15 protein-coding genes are annotated in these 20209 nt (G+C 57.0%); 13 read left to right on the top strand and 2 right to left on the bottom strand.

Features of this window, described 5'->3' with window-relative positions; genetic code table 11:
• Positions 1-3 precede the first annotated feature (3 nt).
• Complete coding sequence (locus AC0V60_RS11290) at positions 4-1542, top strand: acetyl-CoA acetyltransferase (protein WP_486178557.1); 1539 nt, start codon at positions 4-6, stop codon at positions 1540-1542.
• A 99-nt stretch (positions 1543-1641) separates the two neighbouring features.
• Here the strand turns inward: AC0V60_RS11290 and AC0V60_RS11285 are convergent, their stop codons facing one another.
• Positions 1642-2280: a carboxymuconolactone decarboxylase family protein gene (locus AC0V60_RS11285; protein ID WP_486178556.1), complete on the bottom strand. Its 639-nt coding sequence runs from the start codon at positions 2278-2280 to the stop codon at positions 1642-1644.
• A gap of 3 nt (positions 2281-2283) precedes the next feature.
• Positions 2284-2817 carry a VOC family protein gene (locus AC0V60_RS11280; protein ID WP_486178555.1) on the bottom strand — a complete coding sequence of 178 codons (534 nt, stop codon included), beginning with the start codon at positions 2815-2817 and terminating at the stop codon, positions 2284-2286.
• Positions 2818-2988: 171 nt separating this feature from the next.
• On the opposite strand from AC0V60_RS11280, the gene hppD reads away from it, so the two are divergent.
• From hppD to AC0V60_RS11220, 12 genes are all read left to right on the top strand, one after another.
• Positions 2989-4110, top strand: coding sequence for a 4-hydroxyphenylpyruvate dioxygenase (hppD, locus tag AC0V60_RS11275; protein ID WP_486178554.1), 1122 nt, complete (start codon positions 2989-2991; stop codon positions 4108-4110).
• Positions 4107-4679, top strand: coding sequence for a VOC family protein (locus AC0V60_RS11270; protein WP_486178553.1), 573 nt, complete (start codon positions 4107-4109; stop codon positions 4677-4679). The genes hppD and AC0V60_RS11270 overlap by 4 nt, the downstream gene beginning before the upstream one ends.
• A 48-nt stretch (positions 4680-4727) precedes the next feature.
• Positions 4728-7361 carry a M14 family metallopeptidase gene (locus tag AC0V60_RS11265; protein WP_486178552.1) on the top strand — a complete coding sequence of 878 codons (2634 nt, stop codon included), beginning with the start codon at positions 4728-4730 and terminating at the stop codon, positions 7359-7361.
• Between the two features lie 114 nt (positions 7362-7475).
• On the top strand, positions 7476-8375 hold the full coding sequence (locus AC0V60_RS11260; protein ID WP_486178551.1) for an ABC transporter ATP-binding protein: 900 nt from the start codon (positions 7476-7478) through the stop codon (positions 8373-8375).
• A gap of 16 nt (positions 8376-8391) precedes the next feature.
• Positions 8392-11973, top strand: a complete 3582-nt coding sequence (locus AC0V60_RS11255; RefSeq protein ID WP_486178550.1) for an ABC transporter permease/M1 family aminopeptidase — start codon at positions 8392-8394, stop codon at positions 11971-11973.
• A 354-nt stretch (positions 11974-12327) separates the two neighbouring features.
• Complete coding sequence (locus AC0V60_RS11250) at positions 12328-13563, top strand: hypothetical protein (protein WP_486178549.1); 1236 nt, start codon at positions 12328-12330, stop codon at positions 13561-13563.
• Entirely contained in the window at positions 13560-14552 is a 993-nt protein-coding gene (locus AC0V60_RS11245) for a KpsF/GutQ family sugar-phosphate isomerase (RefSeq protein WP_486178548.1), read from the top strand. Before AC0V60_RS11250 ends, AC0V60_RS11245 begins: the two co-directional genes overlap by 4 nt.
• Positions 14553-14555: 3 nt before the next feature.
• Positions 14556-15869 carry an RraA family protein gene (locus tag AC0V60_RS11240; protein WP_486178547.1) on the top strand — a complete coding sequence of 438 codons (1314 nt, stop codon included), beginning with the start codon at positions 14556-14558 and terminating at the stop codon, positions 15867-15869.
• Position 15870: 1 nt separating this feature from the next.
• Positions 15871-16701 (top strand): 3-deoxy-8-phosphooctulonate synthase, encoded by an 831-nt coding sequence (gene kdsA / locus AC0V60_RS11235; protein ID WP_486178546.1) that lies wholly within the window; start codon positions 15871-15873, stop codon positions 16699-16701.
• Positions 16702-16841: 140 nt separating this feature from the next.
• The gene (locus AC0V60_RS11230) at positions 16842-18005 is read left to right on the top strand and encodes an efflux RND transporter periplasmic adaptor subunit (protein WP_486178545.1); all 1164 of its coding nucleotides are present in this window, start codon (positions 16842-16844) and stop codon (positions 18003-18005) included.
• A gap of 94 nt (positions 18006-18099) precedes the next feature.
• On the top strand, positions 18100-18849 hold the full coding sequence (locus AC0V60_RS11225; RefSeq protein ID WP_486178544.1) for an ABC transporter ATP-binding protein: 750 nt from the start codon (positions 18100-18102) through the stop codon (positions 18847-18849).
• Positions 18846-20108, top strand: a complete 1263-nt coding sequence (locus AC0V60_RS11220) for an ABC transporter permease (RefSeq protein ID WP_486178543.1) — start codon at positions 18846-18848, stop codon at positions 20106-20108. Before AC0V60_RS11225 ends, AC0V60_RS11220 begins: the two co-directional genes overlap by 4 nt.
• The last annotated feature ends 101 nt before the right edge of the window (positions 20109-20209 follow it).

Here is a 20209-nt window from a genome sequence, read left to right as displayed (position 1 = left end):
TCAATGATCGCTGACAACACGCCGGTCATTATCGGCGTCGGCCAGTTTTCGCACAAAGTCACTGACCCGGATTACACGCCCCTTTCTTATGCGGATTTGGGCGGCCGGGCGCTGGCTGACGCGATTGCTGATAGCGGCGCTGATAGCAGGGATGAAGAGGTTGCGAGCGCCATCGACACTCTTGCTGTCATCCGCGCGTTCGAAATGTCTCGTGCAGATCGAAAGCCGCCTTTTGGTGCACCTGACAATATCCCGGCGGCCTTCGCCTCGCGGGTGGGGGCATCGCCTGAACGGCTGATCCTCTCCCCCACGGGCGGGCAAACCAATCAGCAGATGCTGGGCGAATTTGCCGCCGATATTGCCGAAGGGCGCAGCCACTGCGCTGCGATTGTCGGGGCAGAGGCGATCTCCACCGCGCTTGCGCTAGCGGCCAAGGGCGAAGCGCCCGATTGGTCGGAAACTCACGGCGGGGCTTTTGAAGATCGCGGGCTTGGCGTTGAAGATCTGATGGAGATGGAACTGTTCGCCCACGGCGCGACCGGGGCCATCCCGCTTTATGCGCTGGCGGAAAATGCGCGGCGGGCAAAACTTGGCCTTTCGCTTGAGGAATACCGTCTTAAAATCGGCGAGCTGTTTGAACCCTTTACGCGGGTCGCGGCAAGCAATCCGCACTCCGCAGCGCCTGTTGAACGCAGCGCTGAGGAACTGGCGACGGTCACGGCACGCAACCGGATTGTGGCCGAACCCTACACCCGCATGACCGTGGCGCGCGACCAAGTAAACCAAGCCGCTGCGATCATCGTGGCGAGCGCTGCGAAGGCGCGCGAGCTTGGCGTTCCGCAAGACAAATGGGTGCACATCCACTCCATCACTTCGGCAAGCGAGCTAAAGCTTATCAAACGGCCTGAGCTTGAGAGCAATCCTGCCTCTATTGCCAGTGTCGAGGCGGCGCTTTCGATGGCAGGTAAGAGCTTTGATGATGTCGATATCATTGATTTCTATTCCTGCTTTGCGATCCCCGTCTTCAACCAATGCGACCATTTTGGCCTAGCCGTGGATGACAGCCGAGGGCTGACGCTGACAGGCGGATTGCCGTTCTTTGGCGGTGCTGGAAATAATTATTCAGCCCACGCGATTGCCGAAGCGGTGGCGCGTGTGCGTGCAGCGCCCGGCAAAACCGCTTTGGTCGGTGCCAATGGCGGATGGATGAGCAAATTTTCAACCGGAATTTACTCGGCCGAGCCTGCCGATTGGTCAGACGTATCTGCGCGCGTGGCACAGCTTGAAAAGGCCGCCAATGGAGTTCCCGTGTGCAAGGGCGACTATGCCGAGGCAGTGGTCGAAACCTACACGATCAACCGCAACAAAAAGGGCGACGTGGCTGTCTTTATCGGGCGCAATCCTGATGGAGAGCGGGTCGCGGGCAATGCGGATCTAAGCCATGAGGCAACCGCAGCGCTGTTCGAAGGCGGCCTGCCATTTGGCGCGAAGCTTTCGGTGACGCGCGACGATAAGGGCCGCAATATCGGGCGGGTCAATTAACGACTCTCACCTCCCCGGCGGGGAAGGGCTGGGTGAGGGGGCTCGGAGCTCACTTCTCTCGCTGCCCCCCTCCCAACCTCCCCCTGAAGGGGTGAGGGGCTAACGCCCCCGATTACCGCCTAGGAAATCGAGTGCATCAAAGCCCTCGGGCGCTGCCACTTCCACGATGGGATCATCGCGGTCGTCAAATTCTGTGCGCAAAGCGCGGCTCATTACGGCGTGCATCAGATAGAGGCTTGTGACGTAGGTAAGTTCCAAGATCTCTTCGTCCGTAAACTCGGCTTTGAGTGCGCCGAACAGCGCGTCGGGTACGCGCCCTTGGTGCACGACAAGCCTGTCAGCATAGGCCAGCACAAGCCGCTCTTTCGCGGTGTAGCAAGTGGCGGTTTGCCAAGTGGGGATGGCCTCGATCTTCTCTTCGGGATAGGCAAGCCCGCGAAGCGATTTGCAATGCTGTGAGAAAACGAACTGGCTTCCGGTCGCCCAGCCTGCCCAGGTTTGCCCCAGCTCGCGCAAAGTGGGATCAAGTTTGCGGCTTGGCGAGCGGTAGTAAGCGAAACTTTTAGCCGCATCCGCCAGCGTTTCAGGCGAATTGGCAAAGACCGTCCACCAATCACCCGGCGTGCCGGTGGCTGTGCCGGGCTCTGCAACCGGGTCTTTATCGCCAAATAGCAAGTGGTAAAGCGGAAGGATTGAGGGGTCTGCTTCTGCTTTTGGAATCTCTCTTAGTCTGGGCATTGTTTAGGCCTCCAATCGGTCGGCGGCGGTCGCGGGCTTGTGCGCGATATCTTCGGGTCCGAACGCCTTGGTGGTCGCAGCAAACTCCAGCATGATACCATTGGGATCGGTGAAATAGACGCTGCGCACAAAGACGCCTTCGTGCAAATCTGCGCTCATGCCCATTTTGCTATCATCGTGATTGATGACGGCATGGGTGTGCTTAACCCCTGCTTCTTGCAGCCGGTCAAGCGCTGCCTCAAGCTCGCTTTCTTCCATATCGAAGGCGAGGTGGTTCATCGAGCCAACGGCGGTTTTTGAATCGAGTGGGAAGGATTTTACCGAGGCAATGCCGGGGGCTGAGGGCGGTCCATCGGCCCACCAGAAGAACGCCACCGCATTGCCGCCGCCGCAATCGAAGAAGAAGTGCTGGCCTCCATCCGGCAGCTCCACCGTCTTGAACAGCGGCATTTGCAGCACCTTCTCATAGAACGCCGCCGTCTCCGCCATATCGCGGCAGACAAGCGCGATGTGGTTGATCCCCTTGGTCTTGATCATGTCTCTCACCTCTCGGGCGCGATCCTGCACGCAAAGGGCGAGGCGTTCAATGCGGTTGTGGAGCAGGTGTCCTTTGACAAACGGGCCATGTTGGACTAGATAGTTTCAAACGAAACTATATTTCATTGATTCCCCGCTGCGGCAGTGTTTCATCAACTAAAGGTAAGAGCCATGACCATCCACCCCGGCGATTTGTTCGAAAACCCCGCTGGCCTCGACGGCTTTGAGTTCGTCGAGTTTTCCGCGCCTGAGAAAGGCATGCTGGAGCCGGTTTTCGAAAGCATGGGCTTTACCCACATCGCCAACCACCGCTCAAAGGATGTGGCGCTGTGGCGTCAAGGCGGGATCAACCTGGTGGTGAACTATGAGCCGAAGTCTGCTGCGTGGTATTTCGCGCGCGAACACGGCCCCGGTGCCTGCGGCATGGCCTTCCGCGTGCGCGATGCGGCCAAGGCTTATGCCCACGTCCTCGAACAAGGCGCAGAGCCTGTTGCCAACGCGCCCGGCCCGATGGAGCTCAGCATTCCGGCCATTCGCGGGATCGGCGGCTCGATCCTCTACTTCGTTGATCGCTATGCGAGCGAAGAGGGCGAGGGCCTGTCGATCTATGACATCGATTTTGAGTATCTGCCCGGCGCCGACAAGCACCCAGAGGGCTGCGGCTTTCAGCTGATCGACCACCTCACTCACAACGTCTATGGCGGGCGCATGGCCTATTGGGCGGACTTTTATGAGAAGCTCTTCAACTTCCAAGAGATCCGCTATTTCGACATCAAAGGCGAATACACCGGCCTCACCTCCAAAGCGCTCACTGCCCCCGACGGCAAGATCCGCATTCCGCTGAATGAAGAGGGCGAGAACGGTAAGGGTCAGATCGAGGAGTACCTTCGCGAATACAATGGTGAAGGCATCCAGCACATCGCGCTCATCTGCGACGATATTGTGGAGGCATGGGACCGCCTCAAGAAGCTCGACGTGCCGTTCATGACCGCCCCGCCTGAGACGTATTACGCAATGCTGTCGGAGCGCCTTCCCGGCCATGGCCGCGATGAGGCCGAACTGAAATCACGCGGCATCCTACTTGATGGCACCACAGAAGGCGGGAGCCCTCGTCTCCTCCTCCAAATCTTCGCAGAACCGCGCATTGGGCCTGTATTCTTCGAGTTCATCCAGCGTGTGGGCGATTACAAGGACGGCTTTGGCGAGGGCAACTTCAAAGCCCTGTTTGAGAGCATCGAACGTGACCAAGTCGCGCGCGGCGTGCTGAACGTGGCAGAGGAACCTGCGCAGTGAGTGCTTCTGGGACCCATCCCGTCAAACTAGGCGGCGTCCATCACACAGCGCTGCGCTGCAAAGACGCCAAGGAAACCGTCGAGTGGTATTCCCGTGTGCTCGGTATGGAATACACCAACGCCTTTGCCGAGGATCATGTGCCCTCAACCGGCGCGTATGACCCGTACATGCACGTTTTTCTCGACGCAGGAAATGGCAACATCCTCGCCTTCTTCGAGCTTCCCAATCAGCCCGAAATGGGCCGCGATGAAAACACGCCCGCATGGGTACAGCACTTCGCTTTCCGCGTGGGTTCTGAGAAAGAACTGCTCGCCGCCAAGGCGCATATCGAAGGCGAGGGCATCGACGTGCTCGGGCCCACGCACCACGGCATCTTCAAGTCGATCTACTTCTTCGACCCCAATGGTCACCGCGTGGAACTCGCCGCAGATATTGGCACTGACGAGCAATACGCCGAACTCAAGCGGGTTGCGCCGATGATGCTGGACGAGTGGAGCGAGACCAAAACAGCGCCGCGCCACGCTGATTGGCTCCATGAAATTGCGCGCGAAGAGCACACAAAGGCTTAACCCTAGCGTCCCCTTGCGCTTGCCGATGTTACGGGTAAGACGGCAGAGATGATGATCAAGACCTTTGGGCGCTGGTTCGCCGCTCTAGCTGCTTTGACCGCTCTTGCTGGGGCGCATAGTGCTGCTCTCGCGCAGTCATATGTCGAGGCGCAATTCGACCCAGCCATCCCGACACTAGAGCAGGTTATTGGCCACCCTCCGGGTAAACGGATTACCAATCCCGAAGAAACCGTGCGCTATCTCAAAGCGCTCGCACAAGCAGCGCCAGACCGCGTGCGCATGATTGAGTATGCGACCAGCTGGCAAGGGCGGCCGCTGCACTATCTTGTGCTCACTGCGCCGGAAAACATGGCGCGCATCGACACGGTGCAAGCTGACATGGCGAATATCGCGGCGGGCCGCGCGAGCGATGGCAATGCGCTGCCTGTGACGTGGCTTGCCTATTCGGTGCACGGTAATGAAATCGCCTCGACCGATGCAGCGATCATGATGGCCTATCACCTGCTCGCGGCCACGGATGATCCGCGTGTTCAGCAGATTATGTCGCAAAGCGTGGTGGTCCTCGATCCTATCCAGAACCCCGATGGCCGCGCGCGCTTTGTGAGCCATTTCCGGGGCGCTCTGGGAATGACGCCGATCGGTGACAGGCAAGCAGCCGAGCATGATGAAACTTGGCCGAGCGGGCGGGTCAATCACTACATGTTCGACCTCAACCGGGATTGGTTCACGCTCAGCCAGCCTGAGACGCGCGGAAAGGTTGCCGCGCTGCAAGAATGGAACCCGGTGGTCGTCGCTGATATCCATGAGATGGGCGGGGATGAGACTTACTTCTTTGCGCCCGCCGCTGACCCGGTGAACCCCAATATCACCCCCGAGCAATTATCGCTTTACGAGCTGATTGGGCGCAACAATGCGCGCCATTTTGACCGGATCGGCGAACCGTATTTCACCCGCGAAATCTTCGACCTGTTCTATCCCGGTTATGGCGACACCTGGAACGCGCATCAGGGCGCGATTGGCATGACCTACGAACAGGGATCAGCGCGCGGTCTTATCTGGGACCGGCGCGATGGAACGGTGCTTCCCTATGCAACGACAGTGCGCAATCACTTTATCGCAAGCCTTTCAACCGCCGAAGCCGTGGCCTTAAACGCTGACCGGTTTCTTGGTGATTACGCGCAATATCGGCGCTCTAACGCGAATGGTGCAACGGGCAGCGGATCGTATGTGATCGACCTAGCAGGCCAGCGGTGGAACGCAGAAAGCCTAGGGCGCAGATTGGCCGCACAAGGCATTGAGGTAGTGCGCCGCGATGGTCCGGTTAGCGTTTGCGGGCGCCCGTATCCCAGCGGCTATCTCGCGGTGGCGCAGGCACAGCCTGCCGGAAAGCTTGTTCGCAGCCTTCTCGACAAAGACACAGCGCTCCCCCGTGAGTTTATTCTCGAGCAGGAGAAACGCCGCAGCCAGGATTTGGCGCATGAATTGTACGATGTGACGGCGTGGTCCGTTGGCGCAATGTCCGGCGTGAAAGTGGATGTTTGCAACCGAGCGATTTCTGGCCAGCCGATCACTGGCACGCAGCCAATCGCACCTGTAACAAGCGGCTCAGCCAATTATGCCGTCGCCGTCCCGTGGAGCGACAGCGGCCAGGCCCAGCTTGTGACATCGGCCCTGCGTGAGGGAATTGAGGCCCGCTCAAGCGATGAAGCCTTCACCAAAGATGGCCGCACTTTCCCGAGAGGCACGGTCCTGTTTCCGGTCGCAATGAACACGCCTGAGAAGATGGAGCGGCTTCTTACCCTCGCGGGCGATATTGGCGCTGAAACAGTGGGTATCGCTGACAGCTGGGTCGAAGACGGTCCTAACCTGGGTAGCTCGGCGTTTGTTCGTCTGACGCTTCCCAAAGTGGCAATTGCTTGGGATGACGGTGTTTCTCAATTGAGCGCAGGGGCCCTGCGTTTCGTTCTTGAGCAGCGTCTTGGCTTGCCCGTTGTCCCAATCCGCACCAATCGCTTTGGCCGTGCAGACCTGTCCAATTACGACGTGGTTCTGGTCCCCAATGGATCACCGCGTTCTGCGATGGGTTCAGGCGGCATCAGAAACCTTCGCAGTTTTGTAGCTAATGGCGGTGTTCTTGTCGCCATTGGCAATTCCATCGGCTCTTTCGCGTCCGGCGATGATCCGCTTTTGTCGGTCCAGCGCGAGGCGGCTCTTGGCCTTTCAGCGAGCGACGAGAGCGGCGATGCAGAGTCACTCGCCCCAGGTAGCGCAATCGCCAGCGAGGAAGAATACCGCGAGGCGATTGCCAATCAAGAGGCATTGCCTGACACGCTGCCGGGCGCGTTGCTCAACACAGTTGCCGATACCGAGCATTTCCTCTCAGCAGGCTACGACACTGGCGCGGTGGTGCTTGCCAGTGGTTCGACCGTCTTCACTCCGCTCGACCGGGCCAATGGCACCAATGTCATGCGGTTTGCTGCGCCAGATGCGCTCATCGAAAGCGGCTATGTCTGGGATGAAAACCGCCGCCAGCTTGCGTTTAAACCTTACATGATGGCGCAAAGGTCAGGGCGCGGTTTGACGATCGGATTTGCCCACGATCCATCGACGCGGGCCTATCTTGACGGGCTCGATTTGCTGATCGCGAATGCGGTTCTGATTGCACCATCACGCATTCGCTAGCTTGATGACCCTTGGTCGATGAAAATCGGCTCTTGGTGGAGCAGTAACAACTGGTGCTTTACACCTACAATACACCCCTTTAGCCTGCTCGGATGTGATGAGGGGTCTAAAATCATGCTCGATTTGAAGAATGTCAGCCACGTCTATGGCAACGGTGTACGGGCGCTTGATGATGTGACTTTGACGATCCCCAAGGGCATGTTTGGGCTCCTTGGTCCCAACGGCGCGGGTAAATCGACGCTGATGCGCACAGTTGCGACCTTGCAGACGCCAAGTTCGGGCGAGATCACTTTTGACGGGCTCGACATTCTGGCTGAGCCAGAAGACCTTCGTAAGCGGCTGGGCTATTTGCCTCAGGATTTTGGCGTTTACCCGCGCGTGTCCGCTTATGACATGCTCGATCATATGGCGGTGCTCAAAGGCATCAGCGCACGCGGCGCTCGTAAGGATACGGTCGAAACTCTGCTCAATCAGGTGAACCTGTGGGATGTGCGCAAGAAAGCGATTGCGGGTTTTTCAGGCGGTATGCGTCAGCGCTTCGGCATCGCGCAGGCTTTGATTGGCAACCCGGACTTGATCATTGTCGATGAGCCAACCGCAGGCCTTGATCCAGAAGAACGTAATCGCTTCCTCAACCTGCTTGCTGAGATTGGTGAGAATGCGGTTGTGATCCTATCCACTCACATTGTTGAGGATGTGGCCGACCTTTGCCCTGCGATGGCGGTTTTGGTGAATGGTTCGATCAAACTCGAAGGCGCGCCCAGAGAACTCATGACGAGGGCTCAAGGCACGATCTGGGCTAAGACTATCGAGCGCGGTGAGCTTGAGGGTTATCGCAATATGTATGAGGTCATCTCGACCCGGTTGTTTGCGGGCGAGACGATCATTCATATTCTATGCGACCATGATCCGGGCGATGGTTTTGCAAGTGTCGATGGCGGGCTTGAGGATGTGTATTTCTCAACCCTAGCTGCCTCACGCCGCGGGGCCTCTGACGCCGCGCAAGCAGCTTAAAGCCGGGAGGATACCCATGTTCGGATCAATCGCGCTTTTTGAGCTGCGTTATCAGCTACGCAATCCCGTTTTCTGGGCGTCGACTGCCATATTCTTCCTGCTGACTTTTGCGTCAGTTGTGATTGAGCAGGTGCAGATCGGCGGCGGGGGCAATGTTAATGTGAACAGCCCCTCTGCAATCCTAGAGGTTCAGCAGATCATGAGCCTGTTCTTCATGTTTGTGACCACGGCTTTTGTCGCCAATGTGGTTGTGCGCGATGATGATAGCGGTTTTGGGCCCATGGTCCGTTCCACGCAGGTAACGAAATTCTCGTACTTGATCGGACGGTTTACAGGGGCATTTGGCGTGGCTTTGATAGCCTTTGCGGCCATTCCGCTTGCGATCTTTTTGGGTTCCTTGATGCCGTGGCTTGACCCGGAAACGCTGGGGCCAAACAGGTGGGCAGATTATCTGGGTAGCTTCACCTTCTTCTCTGTCCCCAATGTATTTTTGCTGAGCGCCGTCTTCTTCGCGGTGGCTACTGTCACGCGTTCGATGATGTACACCTATGTGGCTGTCGTCGGCTTTTTGGTGCTTTATTTTGTGTTCCTTGGCGTTGTCGGCGGAGAGCCGGAATACCGCGAAATCGCCGCCCTCTTTGAACCCCTAGGGCGCGCTGCGGTTGGAGTTGAGACACGCTATTGGACAGCCGCAGAACTCAATAGCCGATTGCCTGAAATGACCGGCACGATGCTGGCAAACCGGGCAGGCGCGATTGGCTTTGGGGCGATTGCGCTGGTCTTTGCTTTGTCGCGGTTCAGCTTTGCAGAGCGCGGCATTACCTCGCGTAAAGCGCGCAAGCTTGAAAAGCAGGCTGCTAAGCTGGCGAAAGCCCAACCTCAAACGGTTGCGGTTCTCCCTCAAACGCATCCCGAAAAAGCGGGCTTTGCACGTTTGCTCAAAACGACGCGGTTTGAGATCTCTCAGGTTGTGCGTAGTCCGGCGTTCCCGGTGCTCTTGGCGCTTGGCCTAGTGAATTGCCTGGCCTCTTTGATCTTTGGAACAGAAACATATGGCACCCCGCGCATTCCCGCGACATTCTCGATCATTGAGGTGGTTCAGGGCTCCTTTGTCATCATCCCATTGATCATCGCAATCTACTATGGCGGAGAGTTGGTCTGGCGCGACCGCGACCGCAAGTTCCACGAGATCATCGACAGCACTTCATTGCCCGGGTGGGCCTATATGGTGCCTAAGACGATCGCGGTGACTTTCGTCCTTTTTGCAACCTTGCTGGTTTCAATGTTCGCAGCCATCGCTGTTCAGGCAAGCAGAGGTTACTTCAATTTTGAGATCGAGAAATACCTTGGCTGGTATGTGCTTCCGGTGACGGTTGATCTTCTTATGATCGCCATACTCTCGGTCTTTGTTCAGGCTTTGAGCCCCAACAAATACATCGGTTGGGGGCTGATGCTGCTCTATTTTGTAGCGACTGCGACCTTTAATGGCATTGGACTTGGTCACCCGCTCATTCTTTATGGCGAACCCCAGTTCACCGCGCTTTCTGATATGAATGGCAATTCTCAAGGGGGCGTGCTCAGTTGGTGGATGCGGCTTTATTTTGGCGGCATAGCCTTGGTCATGGCGGTTCTTGCCCACCTCTTGTGGCGGCGCGGGACTGAGACCCGCCTCTTGCCGCGGATCAAAGCTTTGCCGCGCCGCGCAGTGTCGGTTGCTGGCGCGCTTGGCCTAGCCGGCATTCTCACTTCCATTGGAACCGGCGCGTTCCTCTACAATCAGATGAATGTTGAGAACACATATCGGACCAACGACCAGCAAGAGGAGCTCCTTGCCGATTACGAAAAAGAGTATCTCCAATACGCTGATCTCAAACAGCCTACTTTGACCGACATCAAAATGGCAATTGATCTCTTCCCGTCCGAACGCCGAATGGAAGCATCAGGCGCATACACCTTGGTCAACAACACAGGCGAACCGGTTGAGACACTGCATGTAAGGCTGTTCGACGCAGAAACGAAATTGGTCGATGCCAAAGTGACGGGAGCGACGTTAGATAAAAACGATGAAACCTATCAGCACCGCATTTATCGTTTCGACACGCCCTTGGCGCCCGATGAGACCACCACTCTGACCTTCAAAACGCAGCGCTGGCACAAAGCGATGAGCGCTAGGGGCTACGATACGAGGCTCGTTAAAAACGGCACATTCCTCAACAATGCGGAATTTGCCCCTCAAATCGGTATGAATGAGCAAGGCTTGCTCACCGACCGTGCAACCCGCCGCAAGTATGATCTTGAACCTGAACTGCGTCCTGCAAAGCTCGAAGATAAGCATGAGCATCTGGACAATTACGTGGGCGCAGATTGGGTGAATTCTGAGATCACTCTTTCCACCTCCGCTGACCAAGTGCCTATAGCACCGGGCAAGCGGGTGTCCGATGTGGTGGAGGGCGATCGCCGGATTGCGCGCTTTCAATCGACAGCTCCCATATTGAGCTTTCTCTCAATCCAATCGGCACGATATGATATCATGGAGCGCGATGCAGATGGGGTGAATCTCCAAGTCTACTACGACCCAAAGCACCCCTATAATGCAGAGCGCATGATTGATGCGATGGATGCATCGTTCAAATATTACCGCGCCAATTTCGGGCCCTATCAGTTCGACTACGCCCGAATCATCGAATTTCCCGGTTACGCCAGCTTTGCTCAGGCGTTTGCAGGCACAATGCCTTATTCAGAAGATATCGGGTTCCTTGCGAATCTCGCGGATCCGGGTGAGATCGACTATGTCACCTACATCACAGCGCACGAAGCAGCGCACCAATATTGGGCGCACCAGCTTATTTCCGCTGACCAGCAAGGCGGCACCATGTTGGTCGAGACTTTGGCGCAATATTCAGCGCTGATGGTGATGAAGGACCTGTACGGCGAAGATGATATGCGCCGGTTTCTGAAGTTTGAGCTTGATACATACCTGTCGGCTCGCGGTTCTGAAGCTCTTGAAGAACTGCCGATGGAGCGCGTCGAAAATCAGGGGTATATCCATTACCGCAAAGGTTCGGTGGTCATGTATCTCTTGCAAGACCGGCTTGGTGAGGACCGCGTCAATGCCATGCTGGCGGGGCTTCTCGACAAGTTCCGGTTCAAGAGCGAACCATATGCCAATTCGGAAGATCTGGTTGGCGGTTTCTTCTCGCTCGCCCGCAATGAGGAAGAGCGCGGGTTGGTCCGCGATTTGCTTCAAAGGATCACCATTTACGACCTTAAGGCTGAAGGAGCCGAGGTGAGAAAGCTTGGCGATGGCACGTTCGAGACGACAATCACGATTGCCGCTTCCAAAGCTTATGCCGATGGGGAGGGCAATGAGTCCGAGGCTGAACTAAGCGACCAGATTGAGGTTGGCCTGTTCACCGAGCGCCCCGGAGCGGGCGAATTCGACAAGGCGAACGTCTTGTTCATGAAGCGGCGTGCGATCAAATCTGGAACTCAAGAGATCAAGGTTGTCACAAAGGTCAAGCCGGCTTGGGTTGGTGTTGATCCGTACAACAAATATGTTGATCGCAATTCAGACGACAATCTTGTCGCTATCAGTTGAGGGGCCAGTTGAGCGGCCCAAGTGGTACTCCGTGACTGAGTGACCTTAAATGGGTGAGCCATCGCGGGCATAACTTTGAACCAGGACTGGGAGGCGTCCCGGTTCGTGGCCGGTGAATTGTGCCGCCGCCTATTGCGGCTTTCGCTATCGCCGCAATTTGCTCGACCTTTGATCACCAAATCCCGCGTCAGGTCCATCCTTGATCGCCCGTTTTATCGCGCACTTGCGGTAGGTTCGGCCGCCGCGCTGCAAATGCTGGCTGTAAGCAGTCCAATGCGCGAGCGATCTAAGCAGTAATCACAGGTGTCATGGTTAACCCATTCTTACCCGGCCCGCTTAACACGCATGTAAATCATGAGCGCTCTTCTCTTCGCAAGCTCATGCAAAACGCTGGGGCGTCACATGCGCATTTTACTCTATCTCCCAAACGTCACCCCATGGTGGTTTGAGCGCATTATCGTGCCACTTTTGGAAAAACTGTCGAGCGGCAATGAGCTGCGTATTCTGGCTCCTGTGTCTTGGCAGGGGACAGGCGTTAGCCAGCGCGAATGTGACGTTTGTGCGCATTTGCCGCAGCTCATTTGGCATATTGTCACGGACAAAGATCATCCCTCCATGCGCACCCAGGCTTTGCAGCGCGATCAAATCGCCGAATTCGTGAACGAGCTGGACCCTGACCTGATCCTCTGCCGCTCCGCTGATTTGGCGACCGTTTCTGCGTTTCGGGGAACGGTGCGACATATCACCGAAGGCGGGGCGGACCCGATACCCTTACCAGTGAGCGCAATTCACTTTACGAAATCTCCCTTTGATCATGGGCTCTTGCCATCAATCACAGATGAAGAAGAGGCAGCGCTGCTTCAATTGATGGACCCGTATTGGGAAGCATTTTCGCGCTCGGTTGTGCCCGCGCCCGATGAGCAAGCGGCGTTTCGCGATTGGTCTGGCCTGCCTAATGATCGGCCCACCCTCTGCCTCCCACTTGAATATGAGCATCCGGAAAACTTCTTCATCCAGCACCGTGTTGGCGCTGCCGCGAATGCGAGCTTAGTCGAAGAGGCGATAAGGGCGATTGACGGCCGCGCCGCATTGGCATTGACCAACCATCCCCTGAATGAACTTTATGCCGACAACACGGCGCTAAAGGATGTTGTGCGAGGGGCAGGTGAACAGGTTCGGCTGCTGCCAAGCAAGACACCGTCCGGGCATTCGGCCACGGCTCAGCTGATTAAGGCGGCTGATGGTGTGTTCCTGGGCGATTCCAAATGTTTCTCTCTTGCTGCCTTTTACGGGACACCGATTGTCAGAAGGACACGTTTCCAAACGGGCTCATGGCTCAATGCGTATGGCGATTGGGAGGCCTTGATAACTGATGTCGTAGCGGGCTGCGCGTCGCCGCCAGACACAAATACTGCACTTGTATGGCTTGCATTTCATGCGGCCAACAACCTCATTTGGCTGGAAGATCCCGATCTCGATAGCGCGCAGCTCATCAAGCGGATTACCAATCCGGTGGACCCTGTGCGCTGGGAGCAAAATATTGCGGTGTTTGCCTCAAGGTGGGGCGGGTGCGAGGAGTTGGCTGCATGACCGCTTTGGCCGCCATATCAACGTCGCAGCAGGACAATGGGACAGGCGATTTCTACGCCGCAATCGCAGGCGAGCGCGATGCCTTGTCGCATTTCTTGTGCAACACCTCTCACGCAGAAATCGCTGAGGTCATTGCAGTTTTGGCGCGGCAAAACCGGCCAATTATCCTCACCGGAATTGGAAAGTCCGGCCATATCGCCGCCAAGGTTGCTGCTACTTTTTCAAGCCTTGATACCGCCGCCTTCTTCCTCAACGCAGCCGAAGCCGCGCATGGCGATTTGGGAGCAATTCAAGCCGGTTGCGTCGTTCTGGCTTTTTCAAATAGCGGCACCACTCAAGAGATCAACCGCCTCTTGCCATCATTGCGGGCGCGGCGGTGCACATTGATCGCGATTGTCGGAAACAGCGCATCGCCTCTTGCCCGCGCCGCCGATCACCTGATCCTTGCCGAAGTCGCTGCTGAAGCGGGGACAATGGGCCTTGCGCCCACCGCGACCACAACGCTTCAACTGGCAATAGGTGACGCGCTGGCAATTGCCGTCAGCCAATCGCGAGGCTTCACCCGCGAACATTTCCTCAGCCACCATCCCGCTGGTCTTCTGGGGCGCCAGATGATCCCGATCGCAAGCTTGATGCGGCAAGGGGACGATCTGCCTAAAGTGCACGCCGATGCACCTTTGTTGGAGTTGCTCACGGTGATGTCGGCCAAACGCATGGGCGCAGCCTGTGTCATAGATGAAAGGGACCGCTTGCTAGGGCTCGTTGTTGACGGCGATGTTCGCAGAGCGATCCAAAAGAACGGTGATATTGCGGGCGTAAGCGCCGGGGCAGTAATGCACAGCAATCCCCGCACAGTCAGTGTTGGCGCAAGGCTGGGTGAAGTGCTTGAGGGCCGCAGAAAGTCGGCTTCTGCCTGGTTGGTGATGCCGGTCATAGACGATGATGGTTATCTTGAAGGCATGCTCCATATTCAAGATATGCTGGGCTAGCTGATGAACATCGTAGCCTTCATTCCCGCCAAGGGAGACAGCGAAAGAATGCCGGGCAAGAACCGGGCAATTCTTGATGGGGAGCATCTGTTTAAACGGAAGCTGCGGCAGGCTCTCGACTGCCCAGCGATTGGCGAGGTTTGTCTTGATAGCGAAGATGAGGGTCTTGCAGCCCTCGCCGATGATCTCGCCGTGACGTGGCTGCCTCGCCCGCAACGCCTTGCCAGCAATGCCGCCGACGGTCACGAAATGTTCGCTTGGCAATGCGCTCAGCGGCCCGGTGCCGATGCTTGGGTCCAGCTGCTTTGCACCGCGCCCTTCATCACTGCCGACACGGTGACGCGGGCGATCAACGCTCTTTTCGCGAGCCCTGACGCAGACAGTCTTGTCGGGGTCTCGCGGGTAAAGCAATATTGCTGGGAGGGGCATACGCCCTTGTATGCGGACGGTGCTGGGCGCATACCCAACAGCGTCAATCTGCCCGAGACGACTGTAGAAGCGATGAGCCTCTATATTGTGAAACGGCCCGCTGATGGTTCGCTTCCAAAGCGCAGGTTTGGCAAGGCGCCGATCCTGTTCGAGCTTGATCCGGCTGAGCAAGTGGACATCAACACACCCAGCGATTTTGCTTTGGCAGAGGCTATCGCGGCAGGACAAAGGGCCGAGGAAGCCAATCGGTTTCGCGCCGTACAGGGGCATCTAACTTCCACCGTCCTTGCCGATATCTGCAAGGAAATGGAAATATCAGCCGTTCTCCCAGCGCATCTGAAACCCACAACCGGCGGAAATTTCATGGGGCGCGCTAAAACCCTTGAGCTTGAGCCGGTAGGGCCCAGTGATGGGGACGCGTGGAAAGGCATTTACAGCGCACTAAAGTCCTACGACTTTGTTCGGCAGGGCGATGTGATCATGGTTGCAAATGGGGTGCCTGAAAGAGCCTATTTCGGTGACTTGAATGCCAATCTTGCGGTGCGCGCGGGCGCGGTGGGCGCTGTAATCGACGGTGTGACGCGGGATACACAGGACGTCCGGCGCTTAGGTTTCCCGGTCTATGCGCACGCGAGCCACTGCAATGATATAAAGTTTGAAGGCACCGTTAAAGCCATGAACAAACCCATCACCATGGGCGATGTTGCAATCTGCAACGATGATGTGGTTTTTGCCGATGAAGACGGTGTTGTCGTGGTTCCGCGTAAGCATTGGAGCGCTGTCGAAGAGCGAGCTTGGGAGGTGCTTTCAAACGAGGCGCATATTCGGCTGAACGCAGCGCGCGGTGTCAGCGCATCTCAGCTGCTCAACCGGTTTGGAGCTTTTTGAAATGACGCAGGCGAAAGAGCTTCATATCGGGCCATTGAAAGTCGCCAATGACAAGCCCGTGATCCTTATCGCTGGGCCGTGTGCGATGGAGAGCCGCGATCACACTATGGAAATGGCCAGCGCCCTAAGCGAGATGTGCCAAAGCCTCGGCATCGGCCTTGTCTTCAAGGCCTCTTTTGACAAAGGCAACCGAACGTCTTGGGATGCACCGCGCGGAATTGGCATGGCTAAGGCTCTTGATGTGTTTGCCGAGGTGCGTTCCAAGTTTGGCTGCGCGCTTATCACAGATGTGCATGAGGCGGCGCAATGCGAAGCGGCGGCGCAAGTTGTCGATGTGCTGCAAATCCCTGCTTTCCTTTGCCGCCAAACGGATTTGCTTGTTGCGGCTGGCAGAACGGGCCGCGCGGTCAATGTAAAGAAGGGCCAGTTTTTGGCGCCATGGGACATGAAAAATGTCGCAGCAAAAATCGCGAGCACTGGGAATGAAAATATCATGCTGTGTGAGAGGGGAAGCAGCTTTGGCTACAACACGCTTGTGAACGACATGCGCTCTCTTCCGATCATGGCACAGACCGGATATCCCGTGATTTTTGACGCAACCCATTCGGTGCAGCAGCCAGGCGGGCTAGGTTCAAGCTCGGGCGGTCAGCGCGAGTTCGTGCCCCATCTTGCGCGCGCTGCGCTGGCGGTGGGGGTGGCGGGGCTCTTCGTGGAAACCCATCAGGACCCTGATGCAGCGCCAAGCGATGGACCCAACATGATCCCCTTAAAGCAGATGCCCGTCTTACTAAAGCGGTTGATTGCATTTGACCGATTGGCCAAATCACCGTGAGTAAGACGGGCAATTGGCAGTATTTCTTGCGCAAATTTCGGCAGCCGAACGACAGGGTTCGGCAAACGACTTGATTTGATCTCGCTTGCCCCGCCAATTCTTGTATGGCGGGCGCGAGGGATCAAACGGGGCGGGAAAACGTGAAGCGATTGATTGATTGGATTAAACGGCATCCTGTTATCTCCGGGGTGGTTGCGCTTGTCGCTATCCTGATTTTGTGGGGCATCCTTTCATCTGGCGGACGATCCTATGAATATGTCTCGCAAGATGTGACAACGGGCGAAGTCGCCCGCGTTGTATCTGCGAGCGGCACTTTGCGCGCTCTAAACACGATCAACGTCGGCGCAGAAGTCTCCGGCCAGATAACCGCTGTTTACGTGGACTTCAATTCGCCCGTTGCCGCAGGGCAATTGCTAGCCGAGATCGACGCAACCCGCCCGCGGGCCAGGGTGACACAGGCCCGCGCCCAAGTTGATCTTGCCCGTGCAAGCCTTGCGCAAGCCGAGGCGTCAATGGTGCGCTCGCGCACAGATGTTGAAGTGCAGACCCGCGAATTTGCAAGGCGCAAGGAGCTGGCCGAGAAAGGTTTCGTCTCAGCTGCTGGGCTTGATCAGGCGGAGAATGCTCTTGTCGCTGCCAAAGCGAACTTGAGCACTGCGCAGGCTCAGGCCCAGTCAGCTCGCGCACAGATTGCTCAGAGTATCGCCGAGCTCGAATCGGCTAGGCTTGATCTTTCGCGCACCCGCATCATTGCGCCTACAGGCGGCGTAGTGATTGACAAGCTTGTGGATCCCGGGACCACTGTGGCTGCAAACTTCCAAACGCCGAACCTCTTCACCATCGCCGCAGACACGAGCCGCATGCAAGTCGAGGCATCGGTTGATGAGGCAGATATTGGGCAAGTGGGCGAGGATCAGAAAGTGCGCTTTACGGTGGATTCCTACCCAGAGGCCGAGTTTGAAGCCAAAGTACAGCAGATCCGCCAGTCCGCGACGCAAAACGGGAATGCGGTCAGCTATCTGGTGATCCTTGATGTCGACAATTCGGATGGCCGCCTGCTCACCGGGATGACGGCCAATGTCGAGATTATCACAGGCTCAAAAAAGACGTTTTGCGCGTGCCCGTGGCAGCGACACGGTTTCTGCCGCGCGAGGAGGATAGAGGCAGCGGAAATGAAGGGCAGGAGGCAGAGGAAGGCGAAGATCCCGCCTCAAAGCAGACCTTTGTCTGGAAGCCCGGGGAAGATCCGTACGCTCCAACCAAGCACCCGGTCCAAACCGGCCTTGAAGGCGAGGACTATGTAGAAGTCACAGGCGGCCTTGAGGCGGGCGAGGCGGTGCTTGTGCGGTCTCGATCATTGAGAGGCGAAGACGCAGGCGAGGGTTCGTAAAGCAAGTTATGGCTGCTCCTGCAACTCCCCCGGCCCGCAATGATCGTCCGCTCATCGAAACGCGCGAACTGGTCAAATCCTACAACCTTGGCGGCGAAATTATTCATGCGGTGAACGGCGTTTCCCTGTCTATCGAACGCGGCGAATATGTTGCGATTATGGGTACGAGCGGCTCAGGCAAGTCGACGTTCATGAATATGATCGGCTGCCTCGATGTGCCGTCTTCGGGCCAAATTTTAATCGACGGAACTGCGACCGCGAGCATGTCGAGCGATGATCTGGCGCAATTGCGAAATGAGAAGATCGGGTTTGTTTTTCAGCAGTTCAACCTGCTCGCTCGCACTTCGTCTATCGACAATGTGGCCGTCCCGTTGATCTATGCCGGGATCGACAAAGAGGAACGGCGCAGGCGCGCCACCGGCAAGCTAATCGACATGGGATTGGGTGAGCGGCTGCTTAACACGCCGGCCAAACTATCTGGCGGCCAACAGCAACGCGTTGCGATTGCGCGCGCGCTAGTCACAGAGCCTCTTGTGCTTCTTGCAGATGAACCGACAGGCGCGCTTGATACGCGCACCAGCGAAGAGATCATGGCTATCTTTGAAGGCCTCAATGCCAGTGGTATCACGGTCATTGTTGTCACTCACGAGGATGAAATTGCCGACCATGCAAAGCGCCGGATCGAATTTCGCGATGGAAAGGTGATCGAAGACAGGCAGGTTCAAAACCGCCTTGTTGCAGCAGGCGCCGCATCATGAGCGCACCCGGTACATCAAGACGCGCCAATTTCTTTGCAAGCTGGAGCGTCAACGTCGCGATTGCCTTGACTGCGCTTCGCACCAATTTGATGCGTTCGATCCTGACCATGCTAGGCGTGCTGATTGGCGTTTTCGCGGTCACTTTGGCCGTGGCAGTGGGCAATGGCGCGCAGGAATCAGTGATGCAGTCCATCAACAGCTTTGGTTCCAATATGGCTATTATTGTGCCGGAGCCGGATAATGAGGGAGGCAGGCGCTCATTCGACAGAGGACGTCTGACCAGCCGCGATTTGCGAGCCATTGAACGCGAGGTTCCCGGCGTCATCGCAACAGCGCCGCAGCTGCGCACCTCGCTCGATTTGGTAACCTCAGGTGCGAGCGCCACCACTAGCGCTTTGGGGACTACGCCCGGCTACGGTGTCATCACCAATCACCCCGCCAACAGGGGGCGCTATATCAGCGATGCTGACGTGCGTTCAGCAGCGCGTGTGCTCGTTTTGGGGCGGACCACTGCAGAGACATTGTTTGGCGGTTTTGACCCTGTTGGAGAGACCGTCCGGGTGGACGGCGTTCCGTTTCAGGTCATTGGTCTTTTAGAAGAGAAGGGATCGACCTTTGGCACGGACAATGACGACACAGTGGTGTTGCCGATCTCTACCATGCGCCAGCGATTTGTCGGCGATATGTTGCCCGGACCTGACGATCTGAACCTTGCCTTTGCCGGGTTTGAGGAAGGCGCATCTCTCGTCCAAGGCAAGGCCGATATCACCAATCTCATGCGCGACCGCTACCGGGTGCGCGATGGAGAGATTAACCCGTTCCGGGTGCGTACGACGCAGGAATTTATGGAAGAAAGCCAGTTCATCACAGGCATTCTTCAAGCGGTATTGGTGGCGATTGCCTCAATCTCACTTTTGGTGGGAGGCATTGGCATCATGAACATTATGTTGGTGAGCGTCACTGAGAGAACCCGCGAGATCGGGCTTCGCATGGCATTGGGCGCAAGGGGCAGCGATATTCGCAACCAGTTCCTCGTCGAAGCCGCTGTGCTGTGCGTGCTTGGCGGTGCGGTGGGGCTTGTGCTGGCTTGGCTGGCGGGCACGGCATTGACCGCCTACGCAGATTTTCCTGTGCCCATTGGTTTCGGGGTGGCGCTCGGGGCGCTAATCTTCTCGGCTGCCTTGGGATTGGTCTTTGGCAGCTATCCAGCCATCCGCGCCTCGCGCCTTTCACCCATCGAAGCGCTGCGGACAGAATAGCTCAATTTTGCCATGCAAGAGGCCTGGGTAGACCCGGCTAACAGCAATTGTCACAAGGCTAACATGGCTTGTCAGCGGACTTGCCAACGCGCCCGCTCCAT

It is taken from the genome of Erythrobacter sp. S259 (assembly GCF_057364965.1).
This window is presented reverse-complemented; position numbering and strand designations above follow the sequence as displayed.

Excerpts from the sequence above, each read along its gene's own strand:
- AC0V60_RS11280 (WP_486178555.1), bottom strand. The coding sequence starts at position 2,817 with ATGATCAAGACCAAGGGGATCAACCACATCGCGCTTGTCTGCCGCGAT.
- AC0V60_RS11220 (WP_486178543.1), top strand. The coding sequence starts at position 18,846 with ATGAGCGCACCCGGTACATCAAGACGCGCCAATTTCTTTGCAAGCTGG.
- AC0V60_RS11240 (WP_486178547.1), top strand. The coding sequence starts at position 14,556 with ATGAACATCGTAGCCTTCATTCCCGCCAAGGGAGACAGCGAAAGAATG.
- hppD (WP_486178554.1), top strand. The coding sequence starts at position 2,989 with ATGACCATCCACCCCGGCGATTTGTTCGAAAACCCCGCTGGCCTCGAC.
- AC0V60_RS11255 (WP_486178550.1), top strand. The coding sequence starts at position 8,392 with ATGTTCGGATCAATCGCGCTTTTTGAGCTGCGTTATCAGCTACGCAAT.
- AC0V60_RS11290 (WP_486178557.1), top strand. The coding sequence starts at position 4 with ATGATCGCTGACAACACGCCGGTCATTATCGGCGTCGGCCAGTTTTCG.
- AC0V60_RS11245 (WP_486178548.1), top strand. The coding sequence starts at position 13,560 with ATGACCGCTTTGGCCGCCATATCAACGTCGCAGCAGGACAATGGGACA.
- AC0V60_RS11250 (WP_486178549.1), top strand. The coding sequence starts at position 12,328 with ATGAGCGCTCTTCTCTTCGCAAGCTCATGCAAAACGCTGGGGCGTCAC.
- AC0V60_RS11265 (WP_486178552.1), top strand. The coding sequence starts at position 4,728 with ATGATGATCAAGACCTTTGGGCGCTGGTTCGCCGCTCTAGCTGCTTTG.
- AC0V60_RS11260 (WP_486178551.1), top strand. The coding sequence starts at position 7,476 with ATGCTCGATTTGAAGAATGTCAGCCACGTCTATGGCAACGGTGTACGG.
- kdsA (WP_486178546.1), top strand. The coding sequence starts at position 15,871 with ATGACGCAGGCGAAAGAGCTTCATATCGGGCCATTGAAAGTCGCCAAT.
- AC0V60_RS11285 (WP_486178556.1), bottom strand. The coding sequence starts at position 2,280 with ATGCCCAGACTAAGAGAGATTCCAAAAGCAGAAGCAGACCCCTCAATC.
- AC0V60_RS11225 (WP_486178544.1), top strand. The coding sequence starts at position 18,100 with ATGGCTGCTCCTGCAACTCCCCCGGCCCGCAATGATCGTCCGCTCATC.